Raw genomic sequence first — 15,061 nt, 5'->3', positions numbered from 1 at the left:
GGGCCTCCGCTCGTCCGCGGGGGCCCGGCCGTCACCGGGCGGCCGTACGGCGGCTCACACGCCGTCGGGCCTGCGCATACGCCGCAGCGCGGGCCTGGCCTTCGGCCGCCGGTCGCCCTGGTCGGCGAGCCAGCCCGCGAGTGCGGCCGGCGTGGGCGAGGTGAAGACGGTACGGATCGGCAGCTCCTCGCCCAGCACCGTACGCACCCGGCTGACCAGGCGTGTGGCCAGCAGCGAATGACCGCCGAGGGCGAAGAAGTCGTCGTCGACACCGACCGTCGGCAGGCCCAGCACCCGTGCGAACGCCTCGCAAAGGATCCGTTCCTGTTCCGTAGCCGGTTCCCGGCCGGCCCCCGCCGACGCGGCGACGTCCGGCTCCGGCAGCGCCGCGCGGTCCAGTTTGCCGTTGGCCGTCAGCGGAAGCGCGTCGAGGACCACGACCGCCGACGGCACCATGTACTGCGGCAAAGCCTGCGCGACGTGGTCGCGCACCGTCCGGCCGAGCGCGACGTCGTCGGCGTCCGACCGGTCGCCCCCGGGCACCACGTAGGCCACCAGACGCCCCTCTCCCGAGGCATCCGCGCGTACGGTCACCGCGGCGCGGGCCAGCGCGGGGTGTCCGGTCAGTACGGACGCGACCTCCTCCGGCTCCACCCGGAAGCCACGGATCTTCACCTGCGCGTCGGCCCGCCCGGCGAACACCAGCCGACCGTCGGCGGTCCACCGGACCCGGTCACCCGTCCGGTACATCCGCTGTCCGGGCCCGGTGTACGGGGACGCCACGAACCGCTCGGCCGTCAGGTCGGGCCGCCCCACGTACCCGCGGGCCAGGCTGGAGCCCGCGACGTACAGTTCGCCCGCCACCCCGACCGGCACGGGGGCGAGCCGGTCGTCGAGGACGTACGCCCGCACACCGCTGATCGGGCCGCCGATGTCCGGGGCGTCGCCCACCGCCAGCGGCCGGGACATCGTCGCGCACACCGTCGTCTCCGTCGGCCCGTACGCGTTGACGAACCGCCGCCCCGGCGCCCAGCGCCCCACCAGCTCCCTGCCGAGCGCCTCACCGGCCGAGACCAGGGTCGTCACCGGTGCCAGGTCCTCGGGTGCCATTTCGGCCAGGACCGCCGGCGGCAGGGTCACGTGCGTCACCGCGTGCCGGGACAGGACACGCGCCAGCCCGGGCCCGGGCAGCAGTTCGTCCGCCCCGGCCACGACGAGGCAGGCGCCGGACGACAACGCCACGACCACGTCCGACACCGCCGCGTCGAAGCTCATCGACGCGAACTGCAGCAGACGGCTCGATCCGTCCACGGCGAACCGGTCCGTCTGCGCGGCTGCCAGGTTCGCCAGTCCGGCGTGGGACACGGCCACGCCCTTGGACCGTCCCGTCGAACCGGACGTGTAGATCACGTAGGCCATCCGGTCGGGCGTTCCGGCCACCCGGGGAGCGGTCACCGGAGCCGTCTCCACAGCGGCCGCCGCCCCTGGATCGTCCAGGTTCAGCACCCGGATCCTTGAAGCGGGGAAGCGGCCCGTCAGGTCGCTCCGCCCGACGACGACACCGGCCCCGCTGTCCGCGAGCATGAACGCCAGCCGCTCCCCCGGGTACTCCGGATCCAGGGGCAAGTAGGCCGCCCCTGCCTTCCACACGCCGAGGATCGCCGCGATCGCCTCCACGCCTCGTGGCAGGCACAGGCCCACCACGGACTCCGGCCCCACCCCGTGGTCCCGCAGGAGGTGCGCCAGGCGGTTGGCCCGCGTGTCGAGTTCCGCGTACGACACCTCGGTCGTGCCGGCCACGACCGCCACCGCGTCGGGCGTCCTGGCCGCCTGCGCCTCGAACAGTTCCGGCGCCGTCACCGCGTCGACCGGCGCGTCGGTGTCGTTCCACTCCGTCAGCACCCGCCGCAGTTCCAGCGCGGGCACCGCCTCGACGGCCACGAACCGTGTGTCTGGTGCCTCTTCCAGCGCGGTCACCAGGTTGCCGACGGTGGTGTGCAGCATGGAGCACAGGGCGTCGGCGTCCACGGAGGCCACCGCGTCGACGGTGAGGGCGAACCCCGTTCCGAGGTCGTCCACCGCCACGGCGACCGGGTAGTTGGTGCGTTCCCGGGTAAGCAGCAGGCTCACCCCGTCCGGCATGGTGCCGCTGCCCTGTTCCGCTGCCCGGGCGGCGGCCTGATGGTGCCGGTAGTTGAAGATCGAGGTGAACAACGGGCTACCGCCCGGGACACCGCCCGCCCGTTGCGCCAGCGCCAGCGGGGCGTGCTCATGCACGAGCAACTCGGCCAGCTGGTCGCGCAGTCCGAGCAGGACGTCGCTCACCTTCGACGATCCCACGCGTACCCGCACGGGCAGCGTGTTGATGAAGGGCCCCTGGACGCGGTCGGCTCCGGCCCCGGCGTTCATCCGGCCGAAGAGTACGGTGCCGAACACGACGTCTTCCCGGCCGCTGACCGTCGCGAGGACCCGGGCCCACGCCAGGTGGAACACCGTGGCCGGGCTGACACCGAGCGACCTCGCCGTCTCGCGTACGCGGCCCGCCAGTTCCTCGTCGACGGACCACCGTGCGCGGTCCGCGTCGGTGCCGTCGCCGTGGATGTCCAGCAGCCCGTACGGAGCCGTGGTCTCCTCGACGTCCCCGAGCAGGTCGCTGAAGTACCGCTCGTGCTCCTCCCTCGGCACCCCCAGCCGGGCCTGCGCCACGAACTCCCGGAACGGAAGCGCCTCGGGCAGCGTGTCGCCCCGGCCCGACAAGAAGGCGCCCAGCTCTCTCAGCAGGGCTTCCTGACTCGTGTGGTCCCGGACGGTCTGGTGGATCCGGATGAGGCACACCCATCGGTCGCCGCCCGGCCGGGCGGCGGTGTGCGCACGGATCAGCGGAGCGCTGCTCAGGTCCATCCTGCCCCCGGCGTGCGCCAGCAACTGCCGTACGGTGTCGTCGCCTTCGGGATCTGCCACGAACTCCTCGACGGGAAGCTCCACTTCACGCAGTACCACCTGGACCGGCTCGCGCAGGTCCCGCCAGAGGATCGCGGTCCGGTAGATGTCGTGCCGGTTCACCACCCGCTGCAACGCCCCGAGGAACGCGTCCAGCCGCTCCCGCGACTCCAGTTCGAGCACGATCGGCAGCACATACACGTCGCCGCTTTCCTGATCAGCGACCAAGTGGTGGAAGAGGATGCCTTCCTGCAGCGGCGCGAGCGGGTAGACGTCGGCGATGTTGGCCGCCCCGCCCGGTATCCGCCCGACCACATGCTCCAGCTCGGCCTCACTCAGCTCGACCAGCGGGAGCATGTCCGGGGTGATGTGCTCGGCGCCGTGCGGGATGCGGTTCTCCGGAACGTCGATCGCATCCGGAGCCGACACCTCGGCCAGACCGGCCGGGGTGGGTGTCTGGAACAGTGCGCGGACCGAGATGGACACGCCCCGGCTGCGCAGCTGCTCGACCAGCGACACGGCCAGCAGGGAGTGGCCGCCCAGGGTGAAGAAGTCGTCGTCCACGCCGACCGCGGGCAGGCCCAGGACCTGGGCGAAGGCCTGGCAGAGAATCTCTTCCTGCACGGTGGCAGGCGGCCGTCCCGTGCCGGCCGTCGTCGCCGCCGCGTATTCGGGGGTGGGCAGGGCCTTGCGGTCCAGTTTGCCGTTGCCGGTCAGCGGCAGCTCCGGCAGCACGACCACCGCGGAGGGCACCATGTAATCCGGCAGCCGCGAGGCGACGGACTCCCGTACCGTTTCGCTCAGTTCGGCAGCATCCGTGTCGTCCGTCTCGTCGGTGACGATGTAGGCGACGAGTCGGACATCACCGGGGGTGTCCTCGCGGGCGACGACTACGGCGTGGGCGACGAGTGGGTGTGTGGCGAGGACGGCTTGTACTTCGCCGGGCTCGACGCGGTAGCCGCGGATCTTCACCTGCTCGTCGGCACGACCGGCGAATACCAGCCGGCCGTCGGTCGTCCATCGTGCACGGTCACCCGTGCGGTACATCCGCTCGCCGGGTGCACCGAAGGGGCAGGCCACGAACCGCTCGGACGTCAGACCGGGCCTGCCCACGTACCCGCGCGCCACCTGTACGCCGGCCACATACAGCTCGCCGACTACGCTTGGCGGAGCGGTTCATCCACTTCCTGTCCGAGTTGACCGAGGCCTGCGCACGGTACCCGGGGTCGTGGACGCCGTGGCCGTGACCGAGGAGGCGGCCGGCGGTGAATCCGTCCTCGTCGTGTACACCACGCTCGACGGGGAGACGGCCACCGCGCGGACGGCCACTGTGCTGCGGGATGCCTGCGCGGAGCGGCTGCCCGCCCACATGGTGCCCAATCGGATCACCGTGGTCTCCGAGATGCCCCTCGCCCCCTCCGGGAAGCTGGACCGGGCGCGTCTGTCCACCGACACGGAACTGCGGGTGACGCTGCGGTGACCACCGAGATCGAGCGGAAGTTCAAGGTCGCCGAGGACTGGCAGGTACCCCCGGGCACCGCTGGAGAGCGGCTGCGGCAGGCGTATCTGACCCCGTCCGGGGCCCCGGTGGAGTTCCGGGTCCGCGCGGGGGAAGGTACACGGCTGATGACGGCGAAGACCTTCGACCGGGCCTCGGACGCCATGGTCCGTCAAAAGGTCGAATTCCCCGTCACCGAAGAGGCGTTCGAACAACTGTGGCAACTGGCCGACGGCGAGTGCCTGAGCAAGTTCCGCTGGATGGTCCCGCTCGGCGAGCATGTGGCGACGGTCGACGAGTACGACGGCGCCCTGGCAGGCCTGCGCGTGGTCGAAGTGGAGTTCGCCGACATCGGGACGGCCCGGGAATTCGTACCACCGGACTGGTTCGGCGAGGAGATCACCGGGAGCACCGCATGGAGCAACCGGGAACTGGCGGCATTGTCACGAACGATGCCGAGGCATGAGGGAGAGAGCCGATGAAGCGGCACGTCGAGTTCGAACGTCTGCACAACTTCCGCGACCTGGGCGGCTACCGCGCTTCCGACAGTCGCACCGTGCCGTGGCAGGCCCTCTACCGCTCCGACTCACTCGGCAAGCTCCAGGGCGCCGACTGGGAGAGGTTCCTGGGGCTCGGCATCCGCACTGTGATCGACCTGCGCTACCCGTGGGAGATCGAGGCCAAGGGCCGGGTGCCGGAACCCGAGCGCTTCCACTACGTCAACCTCAGCATCGAGCACCGCCCCTACGACCAGGCCGAGATCGACCCCGAGCTCGACCCCTGGCGCTACCTTGCCGACCGGTTCGCCGAGGTCACCGAGGACGGAGCCGAAGAGATCCGGCAGGTCCTGGAGCAGATCGCCCACGCCCCCGGCCCGGTACTGTTCCACTGCACCTCCGGCAAGGACCGCACCGGGCTCATCGGCGCTCTCGTCCTCACCCTCCTCGGCGTGGACCGGGAGACGGTCCTCACCGACTTCGCGCTCACCGAGCTGGCCACCGAGCGTCTCATCGCGGACTGGAAGGCCGCCAACCCGGGCCGCGAGCTGAGGTGGCCCGGCTACGGCCGCGCCCCCGCAGCGGTCATGGGGCTCGTCCTTGCGGATCTGGAAGCGAAGTACGGCTCCGTCGACGGCTACCTCGAGGACCGCGTCAAGCTGTCCGACGACACCGTCGGCGCCCTGCGCGCCCGGCTGCTCACCGACGGGAGCGACTGACGCATGCCCGGCACGAACCTGACCGCCGAGGAAGCCCGGCTGCGCTCCCGCGCCCTGGCGGTCGACACGTACGACGTCGCTCTCGACCTGCGGACGGCCGCCGAGTCCGGCACCTTCGCCTCGGTGACCGAGATCCGCTTCGACTGCGCCGACCCGGACGCGCCGCTCTTCCTCGACCTGCGCGCGCCCCTTCTGCGCGAGGTGACCCTCAACGGGCGTTCCCTGAAACCCGCCCAGGTATTCCGGAACTCACGGATCGCGCTGTCCGGCCTGGTGGCGGGCCGCAACCACGTGAGGGTCGCGGCGGACTGCGCGTACAGCACTACCGGAGAGGGGCTGCACCACTTCACCGACCCGGTCGACGGACACACGTATTTGTACAGCCAGTTCGAGGTGGCCGACGCCCGCCGGGTGTTCGCCTGCTTCGATCAGCCCGATCTGAAGGCGCGGTTCAGGTTCACCGTGACCGCCCCGCCCCAGTGGACTGTCATTTCCAACACCCCGCCGGTCGTCGCCGGAGCATGCGGTGACGCGACCGCCGACAACGTCCGGACCTGGAGTTTCGGCCGCCCCCCGCGGCTCTCCACATACGTGGTCTCCCTCGCCGCCGGCCCCTTCCACGCCGTGCACAGCGAGCACCGCACAGCCGGCCGGTCCCTCCCGCTCGGCCTGTACTGCCGCCGCAGCCTGGCCGAACACCTCGACGTCGAGGACCTGTTCGCCGTCATCCGGCAGGGCCTGGACTGGTTCCCGGAGCGGTTCGGACACCCGTACCCGTTCGAGAAGTACGACCAGATCTTCGTGCCCGGCTTCAACGCGGGAGCGATGGAGAACGCGGCGGCTGTCACCTTCAGCGAGAAGTACGTCTTCCGCTCACACGCCACCGAGGCCGCCTACCGGAAGCGGGCCGCGACCGTCCTGCACGAGCTCAGCCACATGTGGTTCGGCGACCTGGTCACCATGGCCTGGTGGGACGACCTGTGGCTGAACGAGTCCTTCGCCACGTACTGCTCCTTCGCCTGCCAGGCCCTGGCCCCCGGTTCGCGGTGGGCAGACTCCTGGACCACCTTCGCCAACCACCAGAAGGCCAAGGCCTACCGGCAGGACCAGCTGCCCTCCACCTACCCCGTGGTCGCCCGGATCCACGACCTGGAAGACGTACTCGTCAACTTCGACGGCATCACCTACGCCAAGGGTGCCGCCGTCCTCAAGCAGCTCGCGGCCTACGTCGGCACCGACGCCTTCTTCGCTGGCGTACGGGCCTACATCGCCGCCCACGCCCACGGCAACACCCGTCTGCCCGACCTGCTGCGGGCCCTGGAGCGGGCCTCCGGCCGGAACCTCGGCAGCTGGGCGGAACTGTGGCTGAAAACCGCCGGGGTCAACGTGCTGCGGCCGGAAATCGACACCGGTGTCGACGGCACGATCACCGGCTTCCGGGTCCGGCAGGAAGCCCCCGCCCTCTCGGCCGACGCCGCGGTCGAAGCCGTGCTGCGCCCGCACCGCATCGCCATCGGCTTCTACCACCTGGACGAGACCGGCACCCTGAGCCGCGTGCACCGCGCCGAGACCGACGTCCTCGCGCAGGAACTCACCGACGTCCCCGAGCTGACCGGCCGCCCTCGGCCCCATCTGGTGCTGATCAACGACGACGACCTGACCTACGTCAAGGTACGCTTCGACGCGGTTTCGCTGCGCACCCTAACCGAACAGCTCGGCGCTCTCGCCGAACCGCTCCCCCGTGCCTTGTGCTGGGCCGCGGCCTGGGACATGACGCGCGACGGCGAACTCCCCACCCGCGCCTACCTCGACCTGGTCCTTTCCGCCGTGGACGCCGAAGCCGACATCGGCGTGGTGGAGTCGCTGCACCGCCAGGTGGCCTACGCGCTGCGTCACTACACCGACCCCGGTGCCCGCGAGGACCTCACCGCCCGCTGGAGCGAGGCGGCTCTGGAACGGCTGCGCACCGCCGAACCAGGCAGCGACCGCCAGCTCGTCTGGCTCCGCGCGTTCATCGGATCCGCCCGCACCCAGCCCCACCTCGATCTTGTCGCAGATATCCTGGAGGGCGTCGCACCCGCGCCCGGCCTTGTCCCGGACCCCGGGCTGCGCTGGGCGGCCGTCATTCGGCTGGCCGTGGCTGGCCGCCTCGGTGAGGCGGAGATCGCCGCCGAGGAACGGCACGATCCCACCCCGGCCGGAGCCGCCCACGCGGCCACGGCCCGGGCAGCCCGTCCCGAGGCCGCGGTCAAGGCGGAGGTCTGGGCAGCCGTGATCGACCGCGGCGACCTGAGCAACCAGATGCAGAAGGCGGCCATCGCCGGGTTCACCGAGACCGCCGACCCCGCTCTCCTCGCCCCGTACACCGAGCGGTACTTCGAGGCGATCAGCGGCATCTGGGAGAGCCGCAGCCACGAGATGGCCAAGCAGATCGTCCTCGGTCTCTTCCCGCCGCTCTCCGACGCGGTCACGGCCGAGGCCGCCGCCCGGTGGCTGGACGCCCAGGCCGACGCGCCACCTGCCCTGCGCCGTCTCGTGCGCGAGCAGCACGACGACGCCTGCCGTGCCCAGCGAGCCCGGGCCGCCGACAGATCGCACGCACGAGAGCCACGCGCTCACGGGCCGTACGCCACCTTCTGATGCCGCATCCGGCGCGGCACTCATCGACCGCGACGCCATGTGCGCCGCGGTCCTTCCCCGGGTCCCGGGGCAGCGCGGATTGGACACGACACATGCATCACGACCTGTACGAGTTCTACGGCTACCGGGTGACCTGCACCGCCCCCGACGAGGCATGGGCCGTGATCACACGGCTGTTCGGCGCCCCGCTGGCGGTCGCGGCGGACGAACCCGAGGAGACCGGGCCTTGGCACGGCGCGGCCACTGTCGAGCTGACCGTTGAGGTGACCGACGGCCACGGGCGGGAGACCGTGCCGCCGCCGTACTTCCCGCCGCACTGGGACACCCTCGACGAGATCGTCATCGACACCGGCGGGTCCACCGCGGCCGTCGCACCCGCGCGGCACACCATCCACCTGGCCCTGTCCCGTGACGATCTGGACGACCCCATCGTGTGGGGCCGATGGCTCGTCGAGAAGGCGTTCCTCATCCTCACCCTGCGCTCCGACCGCCACTACGGGCTACACGCGGGAGCACTGTCCGTGGCGGGCAGGGCCGCGCTGGTCACCGCGGACAGCGGGGTAGGCAAATCCACGTTCACCGCCTGGGGCCTGCTGCGGGGTGCCCACTTCGCCGGCGAGGACGCGATGATGCGCCACCTCGACGACCCCGAAGGCCGCTTCTGGGGCTACCCACGGGTCGGCTACCTCGACCCGGCGCTCGTCAAGGGTCGGCCCGAGCTGGCCGAGGCCCGTACCGCCCCGGTCCCCGCTCGGGACAAGCACCGACTCGAGTGGCCCGCCGCCTTCGAGAGCCGCCTGCAGCCTGCCGTACGCCCACAAGCCCTGCTCATCCTGACCCGTGAACATCGAGAGGTCCGGCCGGTGCGCGTGGTGGACGCGCTGGAGTCGTGCCGCAGCGACTTCGCCGCCGGAAAGCAGGATCCAGTGGTCCTGGCCAGGGTCGAAGACGACTTGAGGGAGCAGCTTTCCGGCATGGCCGTCTTCGAGTTCGGGCTCTCCCCGGACCTGGACGCCAACCACGCCCGGCTGGCGTCCGTCCTGCACGGCTGACGCGCCCGCACCACCACGAACAAGACCCTACGAGAAAGCGAATCCCACGATGGGCATCGTCAATTGGTCCACCCTCACGCGTATGCCGGTCAAGGCGTACCACTACGAACTCGACACGTGCTTCCGTGAGGGATACGGCGAGATGAGCACGGCCTTCGGCGACCGGACCACCGAGATCCTCCACCGCTCGGCCCTCATGCTGGTCAAGCCCGATGGCATGGCCACCGGCAAGCTCAAGGCCATCCGCGACTTCCTGGAGGGCCACGGCTTCTCGATCGTCGGCGCGGAGCTGTTCCGGTTCAACCGGCACACCGGCCGCGAACTCTGGCGCCACCAGCACACCCTGGCCAGCCTCGACCGGCTGGCCGTCAACGACATCGTGCTCCAGGCCGGCCCCTCCCTCATGCTGCTCCTGCGCCGGCGCGGTGGCCACTCCCTTCCCGCGACCGTGCACCTCAGCTCGCTCAAGGGCAAGGCCGACATCACCCAGCAGGCCACGGACAGCCTCCGCAGCATCATCGGCCGCCCCAACCGGCTGTGCAGCATGATCCACTGCGCCGACGAGCCGGCCGACCTGGTCCGCGAGCTCAATCTGTTGGCGGACCCCGAGCCTCGTGAGCGCCTGCTCGCCCGGCTCGCGGACGGTGCTCCTGGGGCCGCCGACGCGGCGATCCTCGACCACGTGCTGCACTCCGGTGAGTTCGGCGGCACCGTGCTGGACCGCGATGCCGCCGTGCAGCGCATCAGGCAGGCTGTCCGGGAACGGGCCGCCGAGCGTCCTGAGCTCGCTGAGCCGGCCGGTCAGGTGCTGGCCTGGCTGGAAGGCACCGACCGCGGCGAGCTGCTGCCCTGGCGAAAGTTCGCCGCTGTCCTGGCCGGCCTCGAACTCGACCTGGACGTGTGGGACGTGGCCATGCTCGGGGCCAGCCACATCCAGGAGGACGAGCCCGACGGCGTCAAGGTGATCGGGAATCCGCCGTCCGGTTCCTGGCACACGTGAGCCCGTCCGCACTCCTCCCCGGCCACCGAAGCCGCCCTGCCCCGGGAGCCCTATGGAGTCTCGTCAACTCGTGGGGGCGAGTCGGGTTTCGCAGAAGGCGCCGTAGCGGAGTATCGCGAAGAGCACGTCGGCCCTGCGTCTGGCGAGACAGAGCAGAGCCTGAGTGTGGTGCTTTCCCTGAGCGATGTGAGGTCGGTTCGGGGGCCCTGCCGGCATTGCTGCTGGTAGGTTTCCCCGAACCGCCTCCTGAACCCGGCGTGCAAGTTGTCCCTGCCCCGGGCTCTCCACAGGCATGCGGGTGAGCGTTGCTACTCGTTCAGCATCTCCGCGTTCCACGGCGTGGGAATCCTCGCCCCTCGGTAGCGGTAACGAGTCATCGGCACCGATCGAGTTGCTTCCCCGAACCGTTGCGGAAACGGATCGTGTACGGGTGCGGGCACCGGGTCGGCCTGGCACAGCCGCAGTCCCTGAAGAACGAGCCCATACCGGGGGCGCGCTGACGAGCCACGTAACCAACCTTCTGAACGGGAGCCAGGCATTTGCGCCCTGGTCCCCGCCGCGGCGGTCACCAGGTCAGCAAGCCAGGACGCTTCCGCGCCCAATGCTGACCGTTTGCTGACCCAAGCGACCTGATCACGCCTCTGACCTGCACAAATACCCAGATGCTAGATCTTGGACTTGAACATGGTACGCAACATCGGGGAACTCCCAAAAGTAGGCTCCCTGCCTGCTTTCTTGCAGGTCAAGGGCTGTTTCCACACCCTACAACGAGTCGCATGTCCGGGCTGCCGTCCCCAGGTTCCTCAGGACTCGCGCGGACCACTTTGGCGACTTTCCTGACGCCGCGTCAGGCAGCCCGGGGAAGAGGGCTTCGCCCCCCTCCCGCCGACCCCACCGTGGCGACGGCCCCCAGCCTACGCAGCACCCCCGAAGGACGTCCGTGATCACCGTCACGCAGACAGTCCGGACGGTAGTCAGGAGCGACGGCTCTCTGACCGGGAGCCGGACCACGCGCCGCCCCGGGTCAGCCGACCCAGGCCTCTCGTATCCCGCCTCGAAGGAGGGCCCACGGGCCTTGACCAGGTCGGGAGTTCAGGTGGCCGGGGGCGCTGCCGGACGGCGGTACACGCCGTACCAGTAGCCGTAGGCCAGTTCCCGCGCCACCAGGGCGTCGTCGCCGCAATCCCCGCCGACCGCCTGCCGAGTGATCACCGCACCAGGTGGAAGCCATGCCGCCATCCCACGGAGCCGCCGGTGAGGCCCTCGCCGGGACGGCGGCGGCCTGCCAGGGGCCTCGGGCCGCTGGGGACTCGGGCCATGAGGCTCACGTGCTCGTCGACACCCAGCAGTGACGTGCCGTACACCGAGCCCGACGGCCGGGATCAGGCCCGCGCTCCGGGCCGCGACATGAGCGTCGCGCCCTATGCGCTGCGGGGGGGACCTTGTGCGGAAACAGACAGGCCAGCCAGTTTGGTCACCGCGATGATCATGCCGGTCCGGCGGACGAGCCGTCGGCCGTGCCCAGCGTCCGGCGTCATCGGGCCGACTCCTGCACGATCTTCGTCAGCAGTGCCGCGAACCGCCCGGGCATCGACAGGAACGGCGAGTGGCTGTCGGCCAGGCGGTGGACCGCCCCGGCCCTGGTGGCGATGTCCTCCTGGAACCGCGGCGACAGCGCCCTGTCCTGCTCGCAGACGATGTACGTCGAGGGAACCGTGTGCCATCCGGCCGCGGTCACCGTGTCGGTGAAGGACCTCGTGCTCTGCGGTACGAGCCGCGCGGCGGCCGCCTCGGCGTCGGCCTCCGGGGCGTCCGCGTAGAACAGCGGTACAGGCTGGTCGGGTACGGGCCGGAACCCGTCGGGGTCCGGGGGCACGGGGGCGCCGTGGCGGCCCAGAACACTCTCACCGAGCTCGAGTTGATATGCCGCCAGGTAGACGATGTGCGCGACGCTCGAAGCCTCGGCAACGGCCTGGGTGACCGGCACCCCGCCGTAGGAGTGGGCGACCACGACCACCGGGCCGTCGATGCGCGCCAACTCCTCCAGCACCACTCGTGCGTCGTCCTGTACGCCGGCCTTCCGCCCGGCACTGGGCAGGTCCACGGTCCGCGTCTCCCAGCCGTCGGCATGGAGCACCGAGGTCAGCGGCTCCCAGCACCACGAGCCGTGCCATGCCCCGTGCACCAGAAGGAAGGCCGGTCGGGCTGTGTCGTCTGTACTCACGGGCAATCCACTCTGCATGGGGACGAGTTACCGCGCTCAACAGCGCTGCGACGCAGCCTAGACAGCCCTTGGACGTCGAAGGCTTCGCCCCCGGCGACGAGGTCTTCGGCATGACCGGTGGTGTCGGTGGCGTGCAGGGCTCACTCGCCGAGTACGCCGCCGTGGACGCGCGTCTGCTCGCCCACAGGCCCGACGCACTCACCCCGCGCGAGGCCGCGGCCCTGCCCTGGTCGCCATCACGGCCTGGGAGGGACTGGTCGACCGGGCGAAGGTCCACGCCGGGCAGAAGGTGCTCATTCACGGCGGCGCCGGCGGAATCGGCCACGTGGCCGTGCAGATCGCCCGCGCGCGGTGCCGAGGTCGTCGCGACCGCATCGCCCGCGCGGCTGGAAACCGTTGAGCGCCTGGGAGCCACCCCGATCGACTACACCACAACGCGTGTGGAGGAGTACGTCGCCGAGCACACCGGCGGAGAGGGCTTCGACGTCGTCTTCGACACCGTCGGCGGATCCGTGCTCGACGACTCCTTCACGTCGGTACGCACCTGCACCGGTCACGTCGCGAGCGCCCTGGGCTGGGGAGCCCACAGCATCGCGCCGCTGTCCTTCCGCGGGGCGACCTACTCCGGGGTCTTCACCCTCCTGCCGCTGCTCACCGGACGCGGGGGGCACATCACGGGGAGATCATGCGGCACACGGCCGCCCTCGCCGACACCGGGGCACTCGCACCGCTGCTCGACCCCCGGCGTTTCGCTCTCGGCGACGTGGCCGACGCCCACGCGGCCGTGGAGAGCGGCACGACAGAGGGCAAGATCGTGATCGATGTCGGCTGAGGCCGTTGCCCGCGCGTTCAGGAGCCCGACCGCGCGGATCCCTCTCCTGCCTGGCAGGCCTGGTCCGCACGGTGCCCGGCAGGATGCCCTTCTCCCTCGACCGGGGCACGTCGCTCCGGCAGCCGTCCGGTGCCGGTGTCGCCCCCGGCGCCGGCCTCAGGAGCAGTGTGCCCCGGGGACGGCTGTCCACCGGGATCCGGCCCTTGCACCGCAGGAGCACGAACGCACGCATGGACGAGGAGGAACTGGGCGACCACATAGGTGGCCATCACCAGGGTCTGACGGCCGGTGAACTCCGCCCCGGCCGCGCCCAGCCCGATCAGCAGATCGGAGCCCAGGAACAGCACTCCGCCCCACGCCGCTGTCCGTCCCATGACACAGGCGGTGGCCGTCATGGTCACCAGTGCGGCACTGTAGGGGGCCACCGCCCAGGCCAGGGGACCCACACGTGGCAGCAGTGCCGCATTGATCGCAGCCCAGGCGACAAGGAATCCCGCGCCGAGAAGGGGCCGCGCCCTCAGGCGTGCGCCAGCGCCCCGCCGGACGAAAGCGGTGATGTAACAGAGCTGAGTGCCCAGGAAACAGGCGATGCCCGTGAAGAAGGCGCCTTCACCCGGCAGCAGGAGGAACACGTCGCCGGCTGTCGCGAAGGCCAGTCCGGCCAGCACGGCGGCGTGACGCCGGTGCGCGGATTGCCAGAGGTACAGGGCCAGCACCGGAGCGAGCAGGGGTTTGGTCAACCACTCCAGCAGGTCCAGTTGCAGGGTCACGCCGACCAGGTTCAGCGAAGCGATCCCGGCGAACACGAAGAGCACGAGTGGCATCTCACGCCCCCGCCTTCGGGGACCACCCTGGAGGACCGACGAGATACCCCGCCTTGTCCCGCCAGCGTCGGGCCGTGCGCACGTCGCGCCAGGCCGCCGCGTACTCGTGGAAGGCGACCCGCAGCGGGTTGTAGGTGCTGATGTTCTTCGTCAGCCCGTAGACGACCCGCTCGCCCTCCGCCTCGAAGGTGCCGAAGAGCCGGTCCCAGACGATGAGGATGCCCCCATAATTGCGGTCCAGGTATGCGCTGTTGGAGCCGTGGTGCACCCGGTGGTGCGACGGGGTGTTGAACACCCACTCGACCGGCCTCCACAGTCGCTCCACCCGCTCCGTGTGGAGGAAGAACTGGTAGACGAGGCTGACCGACTGCTGCAGCAGGATCATCCACGGCGGGACGCCGAGCAGGGCCAGCGGCAGCCAGAAGGGCAGTGTCGTCATTGGCGTCCAGCTCTGGCGCAGGGCGGTGGACAGGTTGAACCGCACACTGGAGTGGTGCACCACATGGCCGGCCCAGAGCAGGCGGATCCGGTGGTGCGCCCGGTGGAAGGCGTAGTAGGCCAGGTCCTCGGCGAAGAAGAGCAGGACCCAGGTCCAGACCGAGGAGGCGGACAACTGCCAGGGGGCCAGGCTGTAGGCCAGGGCGTAGGCAAGGACCGCGAACGCCTTCCACGGCAGTCCGATCACCTGGCTGCCGGCTCCCATGGACATGCTGGTGACCGTGTCGCGCAGCTCGTAGCCGCGCTCGTCGTCGTCCGGCAGGAAGCGGTAGGACAGCGCCTCCACCACGACCAGGAGGACGAAGAACGGTATCGCGTACACCACGGCGGGTATCAC

Annotated in this window: 11 protein-coding genes and 1 pseudogene; 8 read left to right on the top strand and 4 right to left on the bottom strand. The window is 70.6% G+C overall.

Features of this window, described 5'->3' with window-relative positions; genetic code table 11:
• Positions 1-54: 54 nt before the first annotated feature.
• The gene (locus ACIF9R_RS15970; RefSeq protein WP_399979755.1) at positions 55-4,083 is read right to left on the bottom strand and encodes an amino acid adenylation domain-containing protein; all 4,029 of its coding nucleotides are present in this window, start codon (positions 4,081-4,083) and stop codon (positions 55-57) included.
• On the opposite strand from ACIF9R_RS15970, the gene ACIF9R_RS15965 reads away from it, so the two are divergent.
• The 6 genes from ACIF9R_RS15965 to ACIF9R_RS15940 all read left to right on the top strand — a co-directional run bounded on the left by ACIF9R_RS15965 (position 3,977) and on the right by ACIF9R_RS15940 (position 10,346).
• A complete protein-coding gene (locus ACIF9R_RS15965; protein ID WP_399979752.1) occupies positions 3,977-4,420 on the top strand; it encodes a hypothetical protein in 444 nt (147 codons plus the stop codon). The genes ACIF9R_RS15970 and ACIF9R_RS15965 overlap by 107 nt on opposite strands.
• On the top strand, positions 4,417-4,920 hold the full coding sequence (locus tag ACIF9R_RS15960; protein WP_399979750.1) for a hypothetical protein: 504 nt from the start codon (positions 4,417-4,419) through the stop codon (positions 4,918-4,920). The genes ACIF9R_RS15965 and ACIF9R_RS15960 overlap by 4 nt, the downstream gene beginning before the upstream one ends.
• A complete protein-coding gene (locus tag ACIF9R_RS15955) occupies positions 4,917-5,654 on the top strand; it encodes a tyrosine-protein phosphatase (RefSeq protein WP_399979748.1) in 738 nt (245 codons plus the stop codon). Before ACIF9R_RS15960 ends, ACIF9R_RS15955 begins: the two co-directional genes overlap by 4 nt.
• Before the next feature lie 3 nt (positions 5,655-5,657).
• Positions 5,658-8,294: an aminopeptidase N gene (gene pepN, locus ACIF9R_RS15950; RefSeq protein ID WP_399979745.1), complete on the top strand. Its 2,637-nt coding sequence runs from the start codon at positions 5,658-5,660 to the stop codon at positions 8,292-8,294.
• A 92-nt stretch (positions 8,295-8,386) separates the two neighbouring features.
• Positions 8,387-9,346, top strand: coding sequence for a hypothetical protein (locus ACIF9R_RS15945; RefSeq protein WP_383143846.1), 960 nt, complete (start codon positions 8,387-8,389; stop codon positions 9,344-9,346).
• Between the two features lie 49 nt (positions 9,347-9,395).
• Complete coding sequence (locus ACIF9R_RS15940; RefSeq protein WP_399979743.1) at positions 9,396-10,346, top strand: nucleoside-diphosphate kinase; 951 nt, start codon at positions 9,396-9,398, stop codon at positions 10,344-10,346.
• A gap of 1,534 nt (positions 10,347-11,880) precedes the next feature.
• On the opposite strand, the gene ACIF9R_RS15935 is transcribed toward ACIF9R_RS15940, so the two are convergent.
• Positions 11,881-12,570: an alpha/beta fold hydrolase gene (locus tag ACIF9R_RS15935; protein WP_399979741.1), complete on the bottom strand. Its 690-nt coding sequence runs from the start codon at positions 12,568-12,570 to the stop codon at positions 11,881-11,883.
• Between ACIF9R_RS15935 and ACIF9R_RS15930 the strand changes: the two are divergent.
• Both ACIF9R_RS15930 and ACIF9R_RS15925 read left to right on the top strand, forming a co-directional pair.
• Positions 12,519-13,085 (top strand): annotated as a pseudogene (locus ACIF9R_RS15930) (zinc-binding dehydrogenase); the annotation flags it as partial. The gene ACIF9R_RS15935 and the pseudogene ACIF9R_RS15930 overlap by 52 nt on opposite strands.
• Positions 13,086-13,255: 170 nt before the next feature.
• The gene (locus ACIF9R_RS15925) at positions 13,256-13,402 is read left to right on the top strand and encodes a zinc-binding dehydrogenase (RefSeq protein ID WP_399979739.1); all 147 of its coding nucleotides are present in this window, start codon (positions 13,256-13,258) and stop codon (positions 13,400-13,402) included.
• Between the two features lie 17 nt (positions 13,403-13,419).
• Here the strand turns inward: ACIF9R_RS15925 and ACIF9R_RS15920 are convergent, their stop codons facing one another.
• Together ACIF9R_RS15920 and ACIF9R_RS15915 are read right to left on the bottom strand one after the other, a co-directional pair.
• Positions 13,420-14,226: a lysoplasmalogenase gene (locus ACIF9R_RS15920; protein ID WP_399979736.1), complete on the bottom strand. Its 807-nt coding sequence runs from the start codon at positions 14,224-14,226 to the stop codon at positions 13,420-13,422.
• Position 14,227: 1 nt separating this feature from the next.
• Entirely contained in the window at positions 14,228-15,061 is an 834-nt protein-coding gene (locus ACIF9R_RS15915; RefSeq protein ID WP_399979733.1) for a sterol desaturase family protein, read from the bottom strand.

Source organism: Streptomyces sp. NPDC086080 (genome assembly GCF_044540255.1).
Classification (GTDB): domain Bacteria; phylum Actinomycetota; class Actinomycetes; order Streptomycetales; family Streptomycetaceae; genus Streptomyces.
The sequence above is the reverse complement of the archived record's forward strand: the minus strand, read 5'-3'. Positions and strand labels throughout refer to the sequence as shown.

Coding starts and splice junctions, on each gene's coding strand:
- ACIF9R_RS15955 (WP_399979748.1), top strand. CDS start 4,917: ATGAAGCGGCACGTCGAGTTCGAACGTCTGCACAACTTCCGCGACCTG.
- pepN (WP_399979745.1), top strand. CDS start 5,658: ATGCCCGGCACGAACCTGACCGCCGAGGAAGCCCGGCTGCGCTCCCGC.
- ACIF9R_RS15945 (WP_383143846.1), top strand. CDS start 8,387: ATGCATCACGACCTGTACGAGTTCTACGGCTACCGGGTGACCTGCACC.
- ACIF9R_RS15940 (WP_399979743.1), top strand. CDS start 9,396: ATGGGCATCGTCAATTGGTCCACCCTCACGCGTATGCCGGTCAAGGCG.
- ACIF9R_RS15925 (WP_399979739.1), top strand. CDS start 13,256: ATGCGGCACACGGCCGCCCTCGCCGACACCGGGGCACTCGCACCGCTG.
- ACIF9R_RS15920 (WP_399979736.1), bottom strand. CDS start 14,226: ATGCCACTCGTGCTCTTCGTGTTCGCCGGGATCGCTTCGCTGAACCTG.